Below are 21078 nucleotides of genomic sequence, written 5' to 3' on the forward strand. Positions count from 1 at the left end.
AGCCCGCTCCCACATCTGTTTCGGGCCAGTTACTCCTGTCCCGCCAACAGGATCCGCCTTGGTGCATGACTGATGATCGATGAAAAAGCAGTGGCGCCCACCTCAATATCGAAGGGAGCAAACAAGGCGGTCCCTGTTGGCTTCACAGGAGAAATTGGCCCGAAACAGATGTGGGAGCGGGCTTGCCCGCGATGCGCCGCGCGGGCGGCGCTCGATCTCACAGGCCCTGCAAAAACACCGGCAAGCACCTGTCAGCCCTCACCCAATCCCCCGCCATGCACCTGACGATCACCACTTGTTCGAAGTTGTAACACCGCCGCAACCGCAATTGCCTCCTTGTTGAACACTCGTTTAGCATGAGCCTCACCTCCCACACCAATCACAATAATCCGAGGCCCGTCATGACCGCTCCGTCGTCCCTACTCACCCAGGTTGAAGCCGGCGTTGCCTGGATCACCCTGAACCGCCCCGAGCAGCGCAATGCGCTGGATATCCCCACTCTGAAAAAGCTGCATGCAGCCCTTGAAGCCTATAACACCGACCCAGCAGTTCGTGTGGTAGTCCTGACCGGCACTGGCCGCAGCTTCTGCGCCGGCGCCGACCTCGCCGAGTGGGCCGAAGCCGAAGCCCGCGGCGCCCTGGAAACCTACGGCTGGACCGAAACCGCCCACGCCCTGATGCACTGCCTGCACAACCTGGACAAGCCCACTATCGCCGCCATCAACGGCACTGCCGTCGGCGCCGGCATGGACCTGTCGCTGTGCTGCGACCTGCGCCTGGCGGCCCAGTCGGCACGCTTCAAGGCCGGCTACACCAGCATGGCCTACTCGCCGGATGCCGGTGCCAGCTGGCACCTGCCTCGGCTGATCGGCAGCGAGCAGGCCAAGCGCCTGCTGTTCCTCGACGAACTGTGGGGCGCCGAACGCGCCCTGGCGGCCGGCCTGGTCGGTGAAGTGGTCGCCGACGAGCAGTTGCCCGCCGCTGCCGCCGCACTGGCCGCACGCCTGGCCCAGGGGCCGACCTTCGCCTACGCCCAGACCAAGCGCCTGATGCGCGAAGGCGCCTCGCGCAGCCTGGCCGAGCAGCTCACTGCCGAACTGGCCGCCGGCCTGCTCTGCGGGCGCAGCGAGGACGGCGCCGAGGCCCTGCGCGCCGCCACGGAAAAACGCCCGCCACGCTTCAGCGGCCAATGACCCCTCACTCTTTCCCCGGTTACCCAGGAACAGGCCATGAATTTCCAACTGACCCAAGAACAAGAAATGTTGGTGGATGCCGTACGCAGCTTCGTCACCAAGGAGCTGTTGCCCCATGAAGAAGCCGTGGACCGTGCCGACCAGGTGTCGCCGGAACTGGCGGCGCAGATCCGTGGCAAGGCCATCGCCGCCGGCTTCTACGCCTTCAACATGCCCGAGGAAGTCGGTGGCGGCGGCCTCGACTACCTGTCCCAGGCCCTGATCGAACGCGAGCTGTCGAAGGTTTCCTGGGCACTGCACGTGTTCGTCGCCCGGCCGTCGAAGATCCTCATGGCCTGCACCGGCCAGCAGGTCGAGGACTACCTGCTGCCGTGCATCCGTGGCGAGAAGACCGACTGCTTCGCCCTGACCGAACCGGGCGCCGGCTCCGACGCCAACTCGATCAAGACCCGCGCCGTGCGCGAGGGCGATGACTTCGTGATCAATGGCAGCAAGCACTTCATCAGCCATGCCGGGCACGCTGATTTCGCCATCGTCTTCGCCGTCACTGACACCTACGAACACAACGGCCGCAAGCGCAACGCCGTCACCGCCTTCCTGGTCGACCGCGGTACCCCGGGCATGACCATCCGCCGTGGCCCGAAATGCGTGAGCAACCGTGGCTACCACACCTACGAACTGTTCTTCGACGATTGCAAGGTCCCGGCCGCCAAGGTGCTGGGCGAAGTCGGCAAGGGTTGGGAGGTGGCCAATGCCTGGCTGACCGCAGGCCGGGTCATGGTCGCCGCCAACTGCGTCGGCCAGGCCCAGCGCGCACTCGACGTGTCGCTGCAATGGGCGGCCGACCGCAAGCAGTTCGGCCAGCCGATCGGCACTTACCAGGGCGTGTCGTTCAAGCTCGCCGACATGGCCACGCAGATCCGCGCCGCCGAGCTGCTGACCCTGCACACCGCCTGGAAGATGGACCAGGGCAGCATGACCGATGGCGAGGCCGGCATGGCCAAGCTGTTCGCCAGCGAAGTGCTCGGCAAGGTCGCCGACGAAGCGGTGCAGATCTACGGCGGCATGGGCCTGATGGACGAAGGGCCGGTCGAGCGGATCTGGCGCAATGCACGCATCGAACGGATCTGGGAAGGCACCTCGGAGATCCAGCGGCACATCATCTCGCGCGAACTGCTGCGCCCACTGCTGCGCTGACCGGAGCCTGACCATGTCGCAAGCCATTCGTGACAACCTCAAACGCCTGCTGGCCCCCCGGCACCTGGCTTTCGTCGGCGGGCGCAGCATGGCCCGTGCGCTTAAGCGCTGCGCCGAGGGCGGCTACCCAGGCCAGCTGTGGCTGGTCAACCCGCAGCACGCCAGCATCGACGGCGTGCCCTGTGTGCGCAGCGTGGCCGAGCTGCCCTGCGCGCCGGACGCGGTGTTCATCGCCACCCACCGCGTACTGACCCTGACCTGTGTCGCCGAACTGGCCGCCAAGGGCGCGGGCGGGGCGATCTGCTATGCCTCGGGCTTCGCCGAAAGCGGCGCCGAGGGCCAGGCGCTGCAACAGCAGCTGCTCGACGCCGCCGGTGACATGGCCCTGCTCGGGCCCAACTGCTACGGCCTGCTCGACTACCTGCACGGTGCCGCCCTGTGGCCGGTGGCCCACGGTGGCAAAGCGGTAGAGAAGGGTGTGGCGGTGCTGACCCAGAGCGGCAACTTCGCCTACAACCTGTCGATGAGCGACCGCTCGCTGCCGGTGGCCTACATGGCCTCGGTCGGCAACCAGGCGCAACTGGGCATTGCCGAGCTGATGGACGTGCTGCTCGACGAACCCCGGGTCACCGCCATCGGCCTGCACCTGGAAGGCCTGAAGAACGTACCGGGCTTTGCCCGTGCCGCGCACAAAGCGCTGGAGAAGGGCATCCCGATCGTCGCGCTGAAGACCGGTGTGTCGCAGATCGGCGCCGAGCTGGCGCTGAGCCACACCAGTTCGCTGTCCGGCTCCGATGCCCTGTACGACAGCCTGTTCGAGCGCCTGGGCGTGATTCGCGTCAGCGGCCCGGTGAGCTTCGTCGAAACCCTCAAGGCCGCCGCCTGCGGCGTCCTGCCCAAGGGCCCCGGCCTGATCGCGCTGGCCTGCTCGGGCGGCGATGCCGGGCTGATCGCCGACTACAGCGAAAGCAACCAGCTGAACCTGCCGGCCCTGGACGCCCGTCAGGTCGAGGAGCTGGCCCAGGTGCTGCCGGCCTACGCCAATCTGGTCAACCCGCTGGACTTCACCACGGCGATCTGGGGCGACGGCCCGGCCAAGGCGCGCATGCTCGACAGCGCCCTGCGCAGCGACGCCGACGCGGCGATGCTGGTGCTCGATTACCCCGCCGAGTTCACCGGCGAGCGCAAGGAATGCGACCTGCTGCTGGAGCTGTACTGCACGGCACTCAAGCGCCATGGCAAGGCCGGCTTCGTCACCTCGGCCTTCCCCGAGCTGTTGCCAGCCAGCGCCCGTGAGCGCCTGCACGCGGCCGGGGTGGCGGCGCTGCAAGGGGTGGAGGATGGCCTGGCAGCCTGGGGCCGGGTTGCCCGTTACGCGCAGCAGCGCCCGGCCTTGCTGGCGCTGGGCGAGTCGGCGCTGGTGCCGCTGTGCCCGCAGCCGCTGGCCGGTGACAGCCGCCTGCTCAACGAGTGGGATTCCAAGCAGGCCCTGCGCGGTTTCGGCCTGCCCATCCCGAATGGCGTGCTGAGCAGCCCGCAGCGCGCGTTGGCCGATGCCGGCCACGTGGGCTTCCCGCTGGTGCTCAAGGCGGTCAGCGCGCAGTTGCCGCACAAGACCGAGGCGGGCGCGGTGGCGCTGAACCTGGCCGACGCGGCAGCGCTCAGCCGGGCGCTTGAGCAGATGCGCACGCGCATCGCCGCTTACGCGCCGGGCGTCGCCTTCGACCAGGTACTGCTCGAACCCATGGCTGGCGCGCCACTGGCCGAGCTGATCGTCGGCATCAAGCGCGAGGCGGATTTCGGCCTGGCGCTGGTGATCGGTGCTGGCGGCATCCTCGTCGAGCTGCTCAAGGACAGCAGCAGCCTGCTGTTGCCGACCACCGACGGTGCCATCCGCAAGGCCGTACTGGGGCTGCGCAGCGCAGCCTTGCTGCAGGGCTTTCGGGGCAAGCCGGCGGCCGACCTGGATGCCTTGGTCGCTGCCATCCGCGCGGTGGCCGACTACGCCTGCGAAAACGCCAACCAGCTGCTGGAGCTGGATGTGAACCCCTTGATGGTCGGTGCCCATGGCACCCTTGCGGTCGATGCCTTGATCCGCCTCGGCCAGGTGTAAGGACATGAACATGACGAACCCCACACTCACGGGCGGCCAGGCGCTGGTGCGCCTGCTGGCCAACTACGGCGTCGACACCGTCTTCGGCATCCCCGGCGTGCATACCCTGGAGCTGTACCGCGGCTTGCCCGGCAGCGGCATCCGCCACGTGCTCACCCGGCACGAGCAGGGCGCCGGCTTCATGGCCGACGGCTATGCCCGGGTCAGCGGCAAACCCGGCGTCTGCTTTGTCATCACCGGCCCCGGCGTGACCAACGCCGCCACCGCCATCGGCCAGGCCTACGCCGACTCGATTCCGCTGCTGGTGATTTCCAGCGTCAACCACACCGCCAGCCTGGGCAAAGGCTGGGGGTGCCTGCACGAGACCCAGGATCAGCGCGCCATGACGGCGCCGATCACCGCCTTTTCGGCCGTGGCGCTGAAGCCCGAGGACCTGCCGGAGCTGATCGCCCGCGCCTATGCCGTGTTCGACAGTGAACGCCCGCGCCCGGTGCATATATCGGTGCCGCTGGACGTGCTGGCGGCGCCGGTGGCGCGGGACTGGAGCCATGACGTGGTGCGCCGCCCCGGTCGCGGCCCGGCCAGCCTCGACAGCCTGCAACAGGCGGCTGCCCGGCTGGCGGCGGCCAAGCGCCCGATGATCTTCGCCGGCGGTGGCGCGCTGCAGGCGGGCGCCGAGCTGCAGCAGTTGAGCACCCGGCTGGCGGCGCCGCTGTTCACCAGCGTCGCTGGCAAAGGCCTGGCGCCGCTGGACTCGCCGCTCAATGCCGGCTCCACCTTGTGCGTCGAACCGGGCTGGGCGCTGATCGCCGAGGCCGACGTGGTGCTGGCGGTCGGTACCGAGATGGCCGACACCGACTTCTGGCGCGAGCGCCTGCCGCTGACCGGCGAACTGCTGCGGGTGGATATCGACCCGCGCAAGTTCAACGACTTCTACCCCTGTGCGCTGGCGTTGCACGGCGATGCCCGGCAGACCTTGGCGGGGCTGCTCGAACAGTTGCCGGACGGCGTGCGCGATGCGGCCCTGGCATGCGCGGCAGTGGCGCGCCTGCGCGCCGCCGTGCAGGCGAACCACGCGCCCTTGCAGGCGATACACCAGGCGATCTTGCAGCGGGTCGCAGCCGAGCTGCCGGAAAACGCCTTCATCAGCACCGACATGACCCAGCTGGCCTACACCGGTAACTATGTATTCAACAGCCGGGCACCGCGCAGCTGGCTGCACCCCACCGGCTACGGCACCCTTGGCTATGGCCTGCCGGCCGGCATCGGCGCCATGTTCGCCACGGCCGACCGCCCGGGCCTGGTGCTGGTGGGCGACGGTGGCTTCCTCTACACCGCGCAGGAGCTGGCAACCGCAGTCGAAGAACTGGACCGCCCGCTGGTGGTGCTGCTGTGGAACAACGATGCGCTGGGGCAGATCCGCGACGACATGCTCGACCTTGATATCGAACCCATTGGCGTACTGCCGCGCAACCCGGACTTCGCCGCCCTGGCCCGTGCCTTCGGCTGCACGGTCGCGCAACCGCAGAGCCTCGATGAACTGCAACGCGACCTGCGCGCCGGCTTTGCCCGCAACGGCGTAACCCTGATCGAGCTCAAGCACGCCTGCGCGCGCTGAGCCCACCCCGCACAACAGGACAACCAGCCATGCGATTTTCCTCTTTGACCCAACGGATCGCCGGCGACGGCGCCGCCGCCTGGGAGATCCACTACCGCGCCCTGGCCATGCTCGAACAGGGCCGCGACGTGCTGCTGCTGTCGGTCGGCGACCCGGACTTCGACACCCCGGCGCCAATCGTTCAGGCCGCTGTTGCCAGCCTCGAAGCCGGCAATACCCATTACGCCGACGTGCGCGGCAAGCGCAGCCTGCGCGAGGCCATCGCCCGTCGCCACCAGCAGCGTAGCGGCCAGGCGGTCACCGCCGACCAGGTGACGGTGCTGGCGGGGGCGCAGTGCGCGTTGTTCTGCGTGGCGCAATGCGTGCTGGAGCCGGGCGATGAAGTGATCGTCGCCGAGCCGATGTATGTCACCTACGAGGCGGTGTTCGGTGCCTGCGGCGCCAAGGTGGTGCCGGTGCCGGTGCGCCCTGAGCATGGCTTTCGCGTGCAGCCCTCGGACGTCGCCGCACGGATCACCCCGCGCACCCGTGCCCTGGCGCTGAACAGCCCGCACAACCCCTCCGGTGCCAGCCTGCCGCGCAGCACCTGGGAGGCCCTGGCCGAACTGTGCATCGCCCATGACCTGTGGCTGATCAGCGACGAGGTGTACAGCGAGCTGCTGTTCGAAGGCGAGCACATCAGCCCGGCCAGCCTGCCGGGCATGGCCGAGCGCACGGCGACACTGAACAGCCTGTCCAAGTCCCACGCCATGACCGGCTGGCGGGTCGGCTGGGTGGTCGGTTCGCCGGCGTTGTCCGGGCACCTGGAAAACCTCGCGCTGTGCATGCTGTATGGCTCGCCCGACTTCATCCAGGATGCGGCGGTGGCCGCGCTGGAGCAGCCGTTGCCGGAGCTGGAGGGCATGCGCGAGGCTTACCGCCAGCGCCGTGACCTGGTGTGTGCCAGGCTTGCCGGCTGCCCAGGCCTACGGGCCCTCAAGCCCGATGGCGGCATGTTCGTAATGGTCGATATCCGCGACACCGGCCTCAGCGCGCAAGCCTTTGCCGACCGCCTGCTCGACCAGCACGGGGTGTCGGTGCTGGCCGGTGAAGTGTTCGGCCCGAGCGCGGCCGGGCATATCCGCCTGGGCCTGGTGCTTGGCGCCGAACCGCTAGGCGAGGCTTGCCGGCGCATTGCCCTGTGCGCGAGCGAACTGATGGAGGCGCAACGCAATGCGTGAATACCGCCGTCTGTTCATCGATGGCCGCTGGCAGCAACCGGCCGGGCAGGGCATGGCCGAGGTGATCGACCCGGCCAGCGAGGCCGTGGCCGGCAGGGTGCCACTGGGTAACGAAGCGGATGTGGAACGCGCCGTCAACGCGGCGCGAAGGGCATTCGCCGACTGGTCGCGCACGCCGTCCAGCGTGCGCGCCGGGTACATCCGCGCCCTGGCCGAGCAGCTCAGGGCACGGGCCGAGGAGATGGCCGCGGTGATCACCACCGAGCTGGGCATGCCGGTGCAGTGGTGCCGGCCGGTGCAGGTCGATGGGCCCATCGTCGGGCTAGAGCAGTACATCGAACTGGCCGGCCTGATGGACGAGGTGCGCGAAGTCGGCAACTCGCGGGTGTACCGCGAGGCCGTGGGCGTGTGCGCGTTCATCAACCCCTGGAACTACCCGCTGCACCAGCTGCTCGGCAAGCTCGCCCCAGCGCTGGCAGCAGGTTGCACGGTGGTGGTCAAGCCGAGCCAGGAGACCCCGCTGCATGCCTTCCTGCTGGCTGAAATGATCGAGGCCATCGGGCTGCCGACCGGGGTGTTCAACCTGGTCAGCGGGCCGGGGGCGAAGGTCGGCGAGGCACTGGCACGGCACCCTTTGGTGGACATGGTCTCGTTCACCGGATCCACCGCGGCGGGCGTGCGTGTTGCCCAGGCAGCGGCGCCGTCGGTCAAGCGGGTGTGTCTGGAGCTGGGTGGCAAGTCGCCGTTCCTGATCACCGCCGACGCCCCACTGGAAGCGGCGGTGCGCCACGGCGTGCAGGACGTGATGATCAACTCGGGGCAGACCTGCACCGCACTGACGCGCATGCTGTTGCCGGCCTCGCGCTATGCCGAGGCCCTGGAAATCGCTGTGGACGAGGCCGGCAGCCTGGTGATGGGCGACCCGCAGGACCCGCGCAGCTTCCTCGGGCCGATGTGCTCGGCCGGGCAGCGGCGCACGGTGCAGGAATACATCCGGGTCGGCCAGGAAGAGGGTGCACGGTTGCTGTGTGGCGGGGAGGCAGCACCAGGCTTCGAGCGTGGGTTCTATGTGCCGCCGACGCTGTTCGCCGACGTCGACAACCGCATGCGCATTGCCCAGGAAGAAATCTTCGGGCCGGTGCTGTGCCTGATTCCTTATGCCGACGAGGCCGAGGCCATTGCCTTGGCCAACGACTCGCCGTTCGGGCTGTCCAGCGCAGTGTGGGCCGGTAGCCGCGACAAGGCGCTACAACTGGGCCGCCAGCTGCGCGCGGGGCAATGCTTCGTCAATGGTGGGGCGTTCAACTACCAGGCACCGTTCGGCGGCTACAAGCAGTCGGGCAATGGCCGTGAGTGGGGGGAGGAGGGACTGAACGAGTTCGTCGAGGTCAAGGCCATCCAACTCTGATTCGTTCACATTGAAGACTGTTTGAGGAATTACCCATGAAAGTCCTGATCGTTCACGCTCACCCCGAGCCTCAATCCTTCACCGCGGCACTGCGTGACCAAGCGGCAGCAACCTTCCGCGCCCAGGGCCATGAGGTGCAGGTCAGCGACCTGTACGCCATGGGCTGGAACCCGGTGGCCAGCGCCGATGACTTCAGCCACCGGGAAAACCCGGAATACCTGGTGTATGCGCTGGAGCAGCGTCTGGGCGTGAAGAGCGGTTCCATCGCCCCGGATATCCAGCAAGAGCTGGACAAGCTGCTGTGGGCCGACCTGCTGGTGCTGAACTTCCCGATCTTCTGGTTCTCGGCACCGGCCATGCTCAAGGGCTGGATCGACCGCGTGCTGGTATCCGGGGTGTGCTACGGCGGCAAGCGTTTCTACGACCAGGGCGGCCTGGCCGGCAAGCGTGCGCTGGTGACCGTGACTTTGGGCGGGCGAGAGCACATGTTTGGCGAAGGGGCGATCCACGGGCCACTGCAAGACATGCTGCGGCCGATCCTGCGCGGCACCCTGGCCTATGTCGGTTTCGAAGTGCTGGAGCCGTTCGTGGCCTGGCATGTGCCGTACATCAGCGACGAGGCGCGCCAGACCTTCCTGCACCGTTACGAACAGCGCCTGCAGCACCTGTCGGATGACCTGCCGCTGAGCTTCCCACGCCTCGACCAGTTCGATGAGGCGCTGTATCCGTTGCCGCGCTGATCACCCGCCCGAACAGACCGCGATTGGGCGGCAAGGGCTTATGCCTTGTCCGCCTTGCCGGCTGCCGCGGCGAACTTGGCCAGCTGAACATCCAGCCGGCGCGGACGCCGGCCAAGGTCCTCGGCACGCTCTTTGCGGCGAATGGCGTTGCGTACCATCAATGACCCCAGGTAGCGGATGGGTTCCGGCGGGAAATGCCCGAGCGGGCCGTTGAGCAATGGCGAGCGGGTCCAGGCGTTGTCCAGCCCCAGCACCAGCGACGACAGGATCTGACCGCCCATGTGACAGGGGCCTACACCACTGCCGGAATAACCGAAGCCATAGAAGATGTTGCCTTTGGCGCCCATGCGCCCGAAGAAAGGCAAGCCGGTGACCGAACGATCCGAAGGTCCGTTCCAGGTCGCCGCGATATCGACGCCGGTAAATGCCGGGAAGAACTTTTCCAACGAATTGCGCAGCAGGTCCGCATAGGGTGATGGCTGGTCGAATACCGGCAGCATGCGCCCGCCGAAGGCGAAGGTATTGCCCCCTTTGCCCAGCATGAGTCGCCCGTCCGGGGTGTTGTGGTAGTAGTGCACGAAGATGCGTGAGTCGAGCACGGTCACGCCGCTGGTCAGGCCGATGCGTTCCAGCAGGTCCGGGCGGGGTTCGGTAATGATCATGTCGCTCGAGACAATGGCCACCGAACGCGAGAACTGTGGAAAGGTCCGGGCCATCCAGGCATTGATCGCCAGCACCACCTTGGCGCAGGTGACTTTGCCGTGGGGTGTGATGACCGTGGCTGGTTGCCCTTCGTCGAGGCCGACCATCGGCGAGCCTTCATGAATACGCACACCCAGCCCCAGTGCAACGCGGCGCAGGCCACGTACCAGCTTGGCCGGTTGCACGCTGGCCGCTGCGGGCGAATACCAGCCTTCCAGGTGTTGGGCCGAGCCCGCCATCCGTTGCACGTCGGCGAGCGGGCGTTTGCTGAAGGTATTGATGCCATGGCGCTCCAGCGCGGCGACCACAGCGTCCGTGGAGCCGACCTGAGCCTGGCTGGTCGAGGTGTACAGCGTGCCGTCGAGACGGTAGTCGGCATCCACGCCGTACTTTTTGCAGAAGTCGCCGATCGCATAAATGCTCTGCTCCGACGCCTTGACCAGGCGCACGGCCTCTTCGAGCCCGAACAAACGCTCCAGGGTAAAGAACTTCGCCGACCAGGACAGCGCGCAACCGCCGTTGCGCCCACTGGCCCCCGCGCCGCAGATGTCCGCTTCGACGATGACCACATCGAGTTCGGGGTTCTGTTCCTTGAGCATGATGGCGGTCCACAGGCCGGTATAGCCGCCACCGACAATGCAGACATCGGCGCGGGTGTCCTGGCGCAGGGGCGGGCAGGGTTCGTCGGGCTGATTGTTCAGGGCTTGTTCCAGCCAGAAAGGGCGCATCGTGCTTCTCCAGAAAGGGACCGAGAAGGGCGCCGAGCCATGCGCACCCTGTGCCACGCATCCTTGCAGTGCACTGTGCATAAATAAAATCGATTTAACGTATGGATATATAAGTTCGGGCTATTTATGCGCGACCCCACCCATTCGGGTTATGGCCGCGTGGCCCAATCCACCCGATAGTGGCTCCATCCGCTCACCCGAGCCGATCCTGATCACACGATGGAGTTGCTATGCGCAAGGCATTGAAGGTGATTTCCAGTCTGTTGCTCAGCTGCACCGCCACGGCCGTCCTGGCCAGCGAGGCAGACACCAGCAACACACTCAGGTTGTACAACTGGACTGACTACATCGGCGAAAACACCCTCGCCGATTTTGAAAAACAAACCGGCATCAAGGTGATCTACGACACCTTCGACGGCTACGAGACGGTCCAGACCAAACTGCTCACCGGCCGCTCCGGCTACGACCTGGTGATGCTCAATGGCTCACTGGTGCCGCCGCTGATCAAGGCCGGGGTATTCCAGCCGCTGGACAAGACCAAGCTGCCCAGCTGGGTCAACCTCGACCCGCAGGTGGTGCAGAGCCTGCAGGCCTTCGACCCCGGCATGGTCTACTCGGCACCCTACACCTGGGGTAGCTCCGGCATCACCTATAACGTCGACAAGATCAGGCAGCGCATGCCCGACGCGCCCATCGGTTCGCTGGCCATGCTGTTCGACCCGAAGGTCGTCTCGCGCTTCGCCGACTGTGGCGTGACCGTGATGGACGCCCCCAGCGAAGTCATCCCGCTGGCCCTCAAGTACCTAGGCAAGGACCCGCAAAGCGCCAAACCGGCCGACCTCAAGGCCGCCCAGGACGTGCTCATGGGCATCCGCCCCTACATCAAGAAGTTCGACTCGGTGAACTACCTCACCAGCCTGCCCAACGGTGACGTGTGCATGGCCCTGACCTGGTCCGGCGACTACGCCACCGCCCAGGCCCGTGCGGTGGAGGCGAAGAAGGACATCAAGCTGGCGTTCTTCATCCCCAAGGAAGGCTCGCTGATCTGGTTCGACAGCCTTTACCTGCCCAACGATGCCCCCCACGTGGCCAACGCCCACCGCTTCATCGAGTACCTCCTGCAACCCAAGACCATGGCCGAGGTCACCAACTACATCCACTACGCCAACAGCAACGCGGCCGCCACGCCGCTGGTGCAGGCCGATATCCGCAACGACCCGGCGATCTACCCCGACGAGCAGACCCGCGAGCGGCTGTTCACCCAGAAGTCCCAGGACCCGCAGGCCATGCGCGCCATCACCCGGGTCTGGAGCACGGTCAAGACCGGCATCTGACCCCTTTCACCGTACCGATCCGACAAGGAATTGCTCATGGTTACCCCGACTCGCCCCTTGGCCGCCACCCCGCACAACGACCAGCTGGTGAAAGCCGACAAAGCCCACTACATGCACGGCTACCACATGTTCGACGAGCACGCCGAGCAGGGCGCGCTGAACATCCAGGCCGGTGACGGCGCCTACATCCACGACACCCAGGGCAACCGCTTCCTCGACGCCGTCGGCGGCATGTGGTGCACCAACATCGGCCTGGGTCGCGAGGAAATGGCCCTGGCCATCGCCGATCAGGTGCGCCAGCTGGCCTATTCCAACCCGTTCTCGGACATGGCCAACCCGAAAGCCATCGAACTGTGCCAGAAGCTCGCGAGCCTCGCGCCCGGCGACCTCGACCATGTATTCCTCACCACCGGCGGCTCCACCGCCGTGGACACTGCCTACCGGCTGATCCAGTACTACCAGAACTGCCGCGGGAAGCCGCATAAAAAACACGTGATCGCCCGCTACAACGCCTACCACGGCTCGACCTGCCTGACCATGTCGATCGGCAACAAGGCCGCCGACCGGGTGCCGGAGTTCGACTACGCCCACGACCTCATCCACCACGTCTCCAACCCCAACTTCTACCGTGCGGCCGACGACATGGACGAGGCCGAGTTCCTCGACTTCCTGGTGGCCGAGTTCGAGGACAAGATCCTCTCCCTGGGCGCGGACAACGTCGCGGCCTTCTTCGCCGAGCCGATCATGGGTTCGGGCGGGGTGATCATCCCGCCCGAGGGCTATTTCCAGCGCATGTGGCAGGTGTGCCAGACCTACGACATCCTGTTCGTCGCCGACGAAGTGGTCACCTCGTTCGGCCGCCTGGGTACCTTCTTCGCCTCCGAAGCGCTGTTCGGCGTCACCCCGGACATCATCACCACCGCCAAGGGCCTGACCTCGGCCTACCTGCCACTGGGCGCGTGCATCTTTTCCGAGCGCATCTGGAAGGTGATCGCCGAGCCGGGCAAGGGCCGCTGTTTCACCCACGGCTTCACCTACAGCGGGCACCCGGTGTGCTGCGTGGCGGCGCTGAAGAACATCGAGATCATCGAGCGGGAAAACCTGCTGGCCCATGTCAACGACGTCGGCGGCTACCTGGAGCAGCGCCTTCAGAGCCTGGCTGCACTGCCGCTGGTCGGCCAGGTGCGCTGCATGAAGCTGATGGCCTGCGTCGAGTTCGTCGCCAACAAACAGACCAAGGCGCTGTTCCCGGACGCGGTGAACATCGGCGAGCGCATCCACGTGCGGGCCCAGGCCAAAGGGCTGCTGGTGCGCCCGATCATGCACCTGAACGTGATGTCGCCGCCGCTGATCATCACTCACGCCCAGGTGGACGAGATCGTTGAAACCCTGCGCAGTTGCATTCTCGAAGCGGCGCAGGAGCTGACCGAGCAGGGCCTGTACCACGGGCAATGATCGACCTTCTGCCAAAGATGCACGCGCATGCCCCGGCCGGTAGACTGCGGGGCATGAGCCGAGCACACGAAAACACCACAATAAACCTGCCGTTTCATGCCCTGCAGCAATGGCACGGCGCCCTGCAACAAGCCCTCGCCCACAGCGACGGCCCGGACGCGCTGGCCTGGCTGGCGGCGGCCATCAGCCAGCTGGTGGCGGCCGAGTCGATGCTGATCAGCCTCGAACGCAAGGGCCAGCCGCCGCAGCTGCTGTACCAGCAGGGCATCCCGGCCCGCTACCACGAGGCGGTGCTGGAACGCTATTTCGCCGCGGGCTACCTGCTCGATCCGTTCTGCCTGGCGGTGCAAAAGGGCCTGGCGCAGGGCTTCTATCACCTGGAAGACATCGCCCCGGACAACTTCTTCGACAGTGATTACTACAAGACCTACTACCTGGGCACCGGCTGCAGCGAGGATAGCTACTTCATCGTCGACCTGGGCAACGACAGCAAGATTTCCCTGAGCCTGTTCCAGGGCTGCAGCGGTGCGCGCCTGGGTGTGGAACAACTGCACCTGTTGCAGGCGGTGGAACCGATGGTGCGCGAGCTGCTGATGCGCTTTGCCCGCCATGGCCTGGAGCCGCAGCCGCAGGCCAAGGAGAGCGTGCAGGCGGCGTTCGACAGCTTTGGTTGCGGGGTGCTCACCGAGCGCGAGCGGCAGGTGGCGCAGATGGTGTTGCAGGGGCACTCGGTGAAATCCACCGCCCATGAACTGGGGATCTCGCCCGAGACGGTGCGGATGCACCGCAAGAATCTGTACCTGAAGCTGGACATCAACTCGCAATCAGAGCTGTTCGCCCAGTTCATTGGCTGGTTGAGGCGGGTCTGAGCTGATATCGTCCGATTCAGCCTGGCAGCGGGCGGTCACGGCTCAACACTTCGTCCAGTGCCTGCTCAAGGGTGCTGACGGTGCGTTCGATATTGTGCAGTTTTTCCAGCCCGAACAGACCAATGCGGAAGGTCTGGAAGTCGGCTGGCTCGTCACATTGCAACGGCACGCCGGCGGCAATCTGCAGGCCGTGCTCGGCGAATTTCTTGCCGCTCTTGATATCCGCATCGTCGGTGTAGCTCACCACCACACCCGGGGCCTGAAAACCGGCTGCCGCGACGCTCTTGATGCCTCTGCCGACCAGCATCGCGCGCACCTGATCGCCCAGCGCTTGTTGTTCGCTGCAGACCTTGTCGAAACCATAGGCGCGCATCTCGTTCATCACATCGTTGAAACGTGCCAGGGAATCGCTGGGCATGGTCGCATGGTAGGCATGCCCGCCCTGTTCGTAGGCCTGCATGATCTGCAGCCACTTTTTCAGGTCGCAGGCAAAGCTGCTGCTCTGTGTCTGCGCGATGCGTTCGAGGGCCAGGGCACTGAACATCACCAGGGCACAGCAAGGCGAGGCGCTCCAGCCTTTCTGCGGGGCGCTGATCAGCAAGTCCACGGCGCACTGGTGCATATCGACCCACAGCGTGCCTGAGGCGATGCAGTCCACCACGAACAGGCCCCCCACCGCGTGCACGGCGTCGCCGACGGCCCGCAGGTACGCGTCATGCAGGATCATCCCGGATGAGGTTTCGACATGGGGGGCGAAGACCACCTGCGGCTTGTGCGCCGCAATGGCCGCCAGCACTTCGTCCAGAGGGGGAGGGGCGTAGGCCGCCTGGCGACCCGTCTCGACCGGCCGGGCTTTGAGCACCGTGGTGGCCGCCGGGATATTGCCCATCTCAAGGATCTGGCTCCAGCGATAGCTGAACCAGCCATTGCGTATCACCAGGCACTGCTGGCCGGTGGCAAACTGTCGCGCTACCGCTTCCATGCCGAAGGTGCCGCTGCCAGGGACCACCGCAACGGCCTGGGCGTTGTAGACCTGCTTCAGGGTGCTGGAAATGTTCCTCATCACGCCTTGGAAGGCCTGCGACATGTGATTGAGCGAGCGGTCGGTGTAGACCACCGAGTACTCGACCAGCCCCTCGGGATCGATACCGGGATAGATCTTTGACATGGGTGACTCCTTCGGCAGAGATGTCAGTGGTATCGACCTTGGCCCAAGCATTGGCAAATGACAAGCTTGGGCTTGGGCTGGCGGCAACCCCATGGCACTGCGGCATCAGCACAGCACCCTGGGGTTGCAATCACAGCGCCTACACCGTGCCGAAGCGAACCTCCACCGACAGGCTGCCCAGGTTATCGCTCAAGCCGGCCCCATAACGCCCCGTCAGGTCGTCGTTGATGCACAGCTGCAACTCGCCCTGCTGGCCACGCGGCAACTGCACCTGTTGGCCGACCAGGAACGGTTCGCCGTTGTCGCCGATGCGGCCGATCAAGGCCCCTTCGTTCTGCCCCGGCAAGGTATAGCCCGGCTTGGCGATCAACCCTGGGTTGCCCTGCGCGCCCACCATGCCGGTGGCCGGGTTGGCCGTCCACTGGCCACCGGTACAGACCGCCAGCTGCCAGCTCTGCCCATTGACCCGCATGCCGGTGCCTTGCCATGCCTGGTTGGCCTGCACCTGCAACGTGCGCTTGAGCAGGTCGCTGGCCACCACATCGGCGGCCTGGAAGGTCAGCGCGGTGATGGTCAACGTCGGGTTGGCGGTGCCGGTGGTGGGGAACACGCCGTCGCCGACCAGGAACAGGTTGGGGTGGTCCCAGCTGCGCTGGTCTTTGTCCACCACCGACCGGGTGCGGTCGGAGCCCATGCGGTAGGTGCCCATCAGGTGGCCTGCGCCGTAGAACGCATAGTGCTGGCCATCGTACTCGAACACGGTTTGCGAGCCGGGCTCCAGCGCAGGGTTCAGGTTGGTCAGCTCGGTGGCGCCCATCAGCTCGGTGATGATGTGCGTGGCGGCCAGGCGCGCCTGCTTGAAGCCCTCCTTGGTGTAGTCGGACAGTGCGTAGGTGATCTGAGGCCGCGGCAGGCCCAGGCCATCGGTGAACTCTGCGGACCTCTCCACCCGGCACAGTGCATTGTCGGGGTCCTTCTCCACCTGCTCGACCAAAAAGCCCAGGCGGAACTGGCGGGTCAGCACGCTGTTGAGCTGCTGCACCAGTGCCTGGCCGGACAATGCCAGGTTGCCGGGGTTGGCGCCGCCTTTGTTGGTGCCGTCGATGAAATCGCAGACCGAGGCGTAGGGGTCGTTCACAGACCAGTTCCACCCTTCGTTGCCGATCTCGATACGCCAGGCCGCACGCTGGCTGCGGAACGGGCCGTCGCGCATGTCCTCGATCCCCGAGGTGGACAATGGCCCGCGGAACGGGAACAGCGGCTTGCCTTCGGGCATCAGGCCCCAGGCCAGGTACACCGGGTGGTCGGCCAACGCCTGGCCGACCTGGCCGCTGCTGTTGGCAACGCCTTTGGGGCTGTGCGGGCCTATCGAGTTGAGCAGCAGCTTGGGTGTTTCGATCGCGTGGGCGGCAATCACGTAGCGTTTGCCCTGGGCCGTGCCGTTCTGGCGCGTGCCATTGTCCTGGTACTGGATGAAATCGATGCCCGTCACCCCATTGGCATCGACCTGCACCTGGCTCGCCACGGCCTGGTAAAGGATGCGCACGTTACCGGTATCCAGCGCCTTGGCCATGGTCACGGTGGCGTCGTACTTGGCCTGGATCGGGCAGATCGGCGTGCAGCTGGTATTGCCGGCGCACACCCGGCGGCCGTTGTCGCTCTGCGAATTGCGCCCGGCCGGGGTCTGCCGGACATTGAGCGTGACCGCCGGATACGGCTTGCCGTCGGGCGCCTTCTCCGGGCTCTGGTAGCGCGTGCCGGTGACGTTCTTGCCCAGGCCCTGGTCGACCAGTGACGGCGGGATGCCGTGCATGCTGTACTTATAACCTTGAGGGAAGGTCACGCCCAGATAAGCCTGCGAGGCGACATCGGCGGATACCCCCATCTCCTGCTCGGCGCGACAGTAGGCGGCCTGCAGGTCGTCGTAGCTGATCGGCCAGTCGACCCCGACGTTGTACAGGGTGCGCATGCGAAAGTCGCTGGGCAGCAGGCGCAGGGCGGTGCCCATCCAGTGCCACATGGTGCCGCCGCCTACCCGCTCGTAGGTGCTGGCGAACAGTTGCGGACCTTTCTGTACCAGGTAGCTTTTCTGCGCTTTGTCCGGGTCGTTGCTGCCGGCGGTGATCAAGTCCTGGATCGTCGCGCGCGGGGCGAACTGCGTGTGCGGGGCCTGCTCGGTCTGCTCGGGTGGGTATGGCGCCTCGGGCGCCTTGAGCACGGCGGTGTAGAACCGTTCCAGGTACTCACTGCGGTTCGGCGGGATCGCCGGGCCCGACTCGAGCACCAGCACTTTCAGGCCGGCCAGGCCCAACTGGTAGGCCATGACGCTGCCGGCCATGCCGGCGCCCACGACGATCACATCGGCGGTTTCGATGTTCTGGGTGTTCAGAGTGCTCATGGCTGCTGCCCTTCCTTGGCGTCGACACCGGTGTATTGCTTGAGGGTTGCAGGCTGCTCGGCCCAGTAGCCGAAGTGGTACTGGCTGTAGCCCATGGGGTGGGACTGAGCGATCTTCCACGCCCAGCTTTCCTTGTAGGCCTGGTCGGAGACCACGCGGGTATCACCGGCATGGGCGTTGCCCTGGTCATAGGGCTGATACCAGCTACCGAGCAGCCACAGTTTCATGATCGAGCGAGCGCCCTGGGCAATCTGCGGGTCGGCGTTGCCGAGCACGGCGCTGGCGATCTGCTCAGGGGGCTGGTTCTTGATGCTGACGTACAGTTCCAGCAGGTTGCTGAACGCTGCGGTGCCCATGCCTTGCTGGGCGGTGGCGAAGAACAGCGGCGGCAGGTTGATCGGGTCGACGGCAGGCGCCAGCCGGTCGGCCGACAGGCCGGTGAGCGTGGCGGAAAGGTCGATGAAATTCTGCAGGTTCGGATCGCTCATGGCATCACTCCTTGGCGCCAGTGGATTGGGCACGTTCAAGCAGAAAGGTGAAATCGGCGAAGCTGGTGCGCGGCGACTGGGTCACGCGGGTGGTGGCGTTGTTGTGGCATTCCATGCAACTGGAAGACGCCTGCGGGGTCGTGCCCTGGTTGTAGGTTTCCAGCGTGGCGTTGGCCAGGAAGTTGGGCGCAGGCGTGCCCAGCGGGTTGGTGGGCGAGGGGGCCTGGCAGTCATCGGCCGGGTCGGTCGGCCACTGCGTGCTGATCAGCTGGTAGTTCGCCCACACGGTGCCCTTGAGCGCGCCTTGCCACTGAAGGTTGAGCTGGCGGGTTGCGGCGGTGAGCGGAATTTCCCGCACGATCTGCGAGGGCGTGGCCTTCTTCGACGGGTCCCACGGTGGCACAGGCGGCTCGTTCACCGGGCGGTCGCTGGCCTTGGCATCGTAGAACAGGTAGGGGCCTGTGCGCTCCTCGACCGGCGTGGTCTTCTCCGGCACGTTGCGCACATGCTCGAAGCTCGACCACACCCACTGCGGCGCAGCGCTGGTCTTGTGGACGATGTGCAGGCCGACCAGCCCGACCTTCTGCGCGCTGCACGACGCGGGGATCACCGCGCCCTTGTCCGGGTCGGTGTTGCCGGGGGTGTAGACCAGCGCGTCGACGGCATGGAAGTCGCTCGGGTTGTCAGTGCCATCGAGCACTTTCCAGGCCGACTTGACCATGATCGCGCCGACCTGTTGCGCCTTTTGCGAGCCGCAGGCGAAGGCGATGCGGTTGTCGGCCTTGCTCATGAACGCCTGCTGGCCTTCCTTGCTGTACAGCCCATTGTTGACGATGTCGTCGAACATCGGCTGGTTGACCATGATCGCGTTGCGCGTGTAGGCACCGTTCTGGTCCACCAGTGGGCCGGTCTTGAAGGGCTGGATGAATTCGTCGAGCACCCCGGCGACCTTGCCCATCTGCTGCAGCACGGGCAGGTCGCCCTTGCCCTGGCAGGCGGCTGGCAACGGCGCCTTCTGGCCCCAGGCCGTCGGCTGCTGCCCCTGGGGCAGGAAGATCTCGTAGCTCTCCTTCCACGATTCCCAGACCGTCTGCCCCGGCGCGCCGATCTGAGCCGAGGTGTTGGCGCTGCCGTCGGGGTTGGCGGGCCAGTTCAGCGCGACGAAGGTCTGCCACGACAGCACGTCGAAATCGTGTTGCAGGTTGTCCAGGGTGAAGGGGGGATTGGCGCTGACGTCGAACGGAATTACCGGTGACAGTACCGGCGGGCTGGCCGCATCGGCCATGGCGAGCGCGCTGGTGAAGCTCGCTCCCATGTATGCCAAGCGTTTCAAGGTTATTTTCATTATCGTCTCCTCAGCAGATAAAGCGTCGGGACGACGAGGCGTACGGGCCCTTCATGGGCCGAATGTTCAGCGTTATCCCTGACGCTAGATTGGAGGCTAGCCGTCTCGCTGGCCCCCCCACGAATATCCGACTGCCGGTAGGGTCAATGCCGAACCAGGCCCAGCCTCAAGGGATCCTGCTGCTGTGAAAACGACTTACACGCCGGACGGGTGTGGCGCTTTCCTGCCTGAGCGAATCAGGTTGTTGGAGAAGCACAGGCCAAGCAGGATCAGGCCGCCGCCCAGGTACAACGTGTCTCGTGGCACTTCATCGAGCACCACGAGTGCCAGCAGCGCGGCGAACAGCGGCTCGGTGAGTTCCAGTGCCTGGACTTGTGACGGTTTCAGGTACTCGATGGCCTTGGTGGTGCAGAAAAAACCGAGGATGGTCGGCAGCGTAGCCAGCGCGAGCAAGGCCATGAGTGCCACCGGCGTTAACGCGCCCAGGGTGAACCCGTCGCCCGCAGCGGGCAGCAGCAGGTAAAGGCTGCCGAACATCAGGAGTTGCCGGGTGAAATGCAGGCCCCCGGATACGCCCATGCGCTTCATGGCAACCGAAAATGCGCCATAAGCGCAGCCGCCAATCGACGCGAGCGCGGCACCTTGCAGGGTAAAGCCTTGCTGAATATCGGCGCCGAAAATCACGGCAATGCCGGCTATCGTCAACCCTGCGCCTGCCGTCACGTTGGCGTTGATCGGGTCCTTGAGGACTATCCGCCCCAGTAATATCGAGGCAATGGACGCGCTGGCCATCAGGATCACCACGACCCCGGCCGCGGCGTAATGGCTGTAGGCCAACGTTTCAAAGTGGAACAGCATGAAAATGCCGAGAAAGGCGCAGACGGCGGCAGGGCGCCACCCGGCCTTGTGCAGGGGTCGCTTGAGGAAAACCAGCAAGCCTGACAGCAGCAACCCGCCGAGCAGGGTCTTTATCAAGGCGATGCTGCTGGAGCTGAAGCCACTGTTCATCAACACCTTGCTAAGTACGCCGATGGTTGCGTTCAGTGCAGCTGCGCAAAGTGCAAAGAGGACGCCTTTGCCGAAGTGAGATTGCATGGTGACC

General features: G+C 65.8%; 16 protein-coding genes. 10 read left to right on the top strand and 6 right to left on the bottom strand.

What is annotated here, in order from left to right:
- Window positions 1-401: 401 nt before the first annotated feature.
- From L6D64_RS27300 to L6D64_RS27330, 7 genes are read left to right on the top strand one after another with little or no spacing between them, the layout of a single operon-like run.
- Window positions 402-1193 carry an enoyl-CoA hydratase/isomerase family protein gene (locus L6D64_RS27300; protein ID WP_176506968.1) on the top strand — a complete coding sequence of 264 codons (792 nt, stop codon included), beginning with the start codon at window positions 402-404 and terminating at the stop codon, window positions 1191-1193.
- A gap of 36 nt (window positions 1194-1229) precedes the next feature.
- Window positions 1230-2390, top strand: coding sequence for an acyl-CoA dehydrogenase family protein (locus tag L6D64_RS27305; RefSeq protein ID WP_054887792.1), 1161 nt, complete (start codon window positions 1230-1232; stop codon window positions 2388-2390).
- A gap of 13 nt (window positions 2391-2403) precedes the next feature.
- Complete coding sequence (locus tag L6D64_RS27310; protein WP_176506967.1) at window positions 2404-4503, top strand: acetate--CoA ligase family protein; 2100 nt, start codon at window positions 2404-2406, stop codon at window positions 4501-4503.
- A gap of 10 nt (window positions 4504-4513) precedes the next feature.
- On the top strand, window positions 4514-6121 hold the full coding sequence (locus L6D64_RS27315) for a 5-guanidino-2-oxopentanoate decarboxylase (protein ID WP_176506966.1): 1608 nt from the start codon (window positions 4514-4516) through the stop codon (window positions 6119-6121).
- A gap of 29 nt (window positions 6122-6150) precedes the next feature.
- Window positions 6151-7341, top strand: coding sequence for a pyridoxal phosphate-dependent aminotransferase (locus L6D64_RS27320; protein ID WP_176506965.1), 1191 nt, complete (start codon window positions 6151-6153; stop codon window positions 7339-7341).
- Complete coding sequence (locus L6D64_RS27325) at window positions 7334-8749, top strand: aldehyde dehydrogenase family protein (protein WP_176506964.1); 1416 nt, start codon at window positions 7334-7336, stop codon at window positions 8747-8749. The genes L6D64_RS27320 and L6D64_RS27325 overlap by 8 nt, the downstream gene beginning before the upstream one ends.
- A gap of 35 nt (window positions 8750-8784) precedes the next feature.
- On the top strand, window positions 8785-9489 hold the full coding sequence (locus L6D64_RS27330; protein WP_176506963.1) for an NAD(P)H-dependent oxidoreductase: 705 nt from the start codon (window positions 8785-8787) through the stop codon (window positions 9487-9489).
- A gap of 38 nt (window positions 9490-9527) precedes the next feature.
- On the opposite strand, the gene L6D64_RS27335 is transcribed toward L6D64_RS27330, so the two are convergent.
- The gene (locus L6D64_RS27335; protein WP_176506962.1) at window positions 9528-10919 is read right to left on the bottom strand and encodes an FAD-dependent oxidoreductase; all 1392 of its coding nucleotides are present in this window, start codon (window positions 10917-10919) and stop codon (window positions 9528-9530) included.
- A gap of 230 nt (window positions 10920-11149) precedes the next feature.
- On the opposite strand from L6D64_RS27335, the gene L6D64_RS27340 reads away from it, so the two are divergent.
- From L6D64_RS27340 to L6D64_RS27350, 3 genes are read left to right on the top strand one after another with little or no spacing between them, the layout of a single operon-like run.
- The gene (locus L6D64_RS27340) at window positions 11150-12253 is read left to right on the top strand and encodes a polyamine ABC transporter substrate-binding protein (RefSeq protein WP_176506961.1); all 1104 of its coding nucleotides are present in this window, start codon (window positions 11150-11152) and stop codon (window positions 12251-12253) included.
- A 36-nt stretch (window positions 12254-12289) separates the two neighbouring features.
- Window positions 12290-13708, top strand: a complete 1419-nt coding sequence (locus tag L6D64_RS27345; protein ID WP_176506960.1) for an aminotransferase — start codon at window positions 12290-12292, stop codon at window positions 13706-13708.
- A 53-nt stretch (window positions 13709-13761) separates the two neighbouring features.
- A complete protein-coding gene (locus L6D64_RS27350; RefSeq protein WP_176506959.1) occupies window positions 13762-14577 on the top strand; it encodes a helix-turn-helix transcriptional regulator in 816 nt (271 codons plus the stop codon).
- Window positions 14578-14593: 16 nt separating this feature from the next.
- Here the strand turns inward: L6D64_RS27350 and L6D64_RS27355 are convergent, their stop codons facing one another.
- The 5 genes from L6D64_RS27355 to L6D64_RS27375 all read right to left on the bottom strand — a co-directional run bounded on the left by L6D64_RS27355 (window position 14594) and on the right by L6D64_RS27375 (window position 21071).
- Complete coding sequence (locus L6D64_RS27355) at window positions 14594-15745, bottom strand: pyridoxal-phosphate-dependent aminotransferase family protein (RefSeq protein ID WP_176506958.1); 1152 nt, start codon at window positions 15743-15745, stop codon at window positions 14594-14596.
- 139 nt (window positions 15746-15884) lie between these two features.
- Window positions 15885-18143: a GMC family oxidoreductase gene (locus tag L6D64_RS27360; RefSeq protein WP_176506957.1), complete on the bottom strand. Its 2259-nt coding sequence runs from the start codon at window positions 18141-18143 to the stop codon at window positions 15885-15887.
- Entirely contained in the window at window positions 18140-18631 is a 492-nt protein-coding gene (locus L6D64_RS27365) for a sorbitol dehydrogenase (protein ID WP_176506956.1), read from the bottom strand. Before L6D64_RS27365 ends, L6D64_RS27360 begins: the two co-directional genes overlap by 4 nt.
- Window positions 18632-18635: 4 nt before the next feature.
- Window positions 18636-19976: a cytochrome C gene (locus L6D64_RS27370; RefSeq protein WP_176506955.1), complete on the bottom strand. Its 1341-nt coding sequence runs from the start codon at window positions 19974-19976 to the stop codon at window positions 18636-18638.
- Window positions 19977-20171: 195 nt separating this feature from the next.
- Window positions 20172-21071: a DMT family transporter gene (locus tag L6D64_RS27375; RefSeq protein WP_176506954.1), complete on the bottom strand. Its 900-nt coding sequence runs from the start codon at window positions 21069-21071 to the stop codon at window positions 20172-20174.
- Window positions 21072-21078 lie beyond the last annotated feature (7 nt).

It is taken from the genome of Pseudomonas urethralis, from assembly GCF_021602465.1.
Taxonomy (GTDB): domain Bacteria; phylum Pseudomonadota; class Gammaproteobacteria; order Pseudomonadales; family Pseudomonadaceae; genus Aquipseudomonas; species Aquipseudomonas vlassakiae.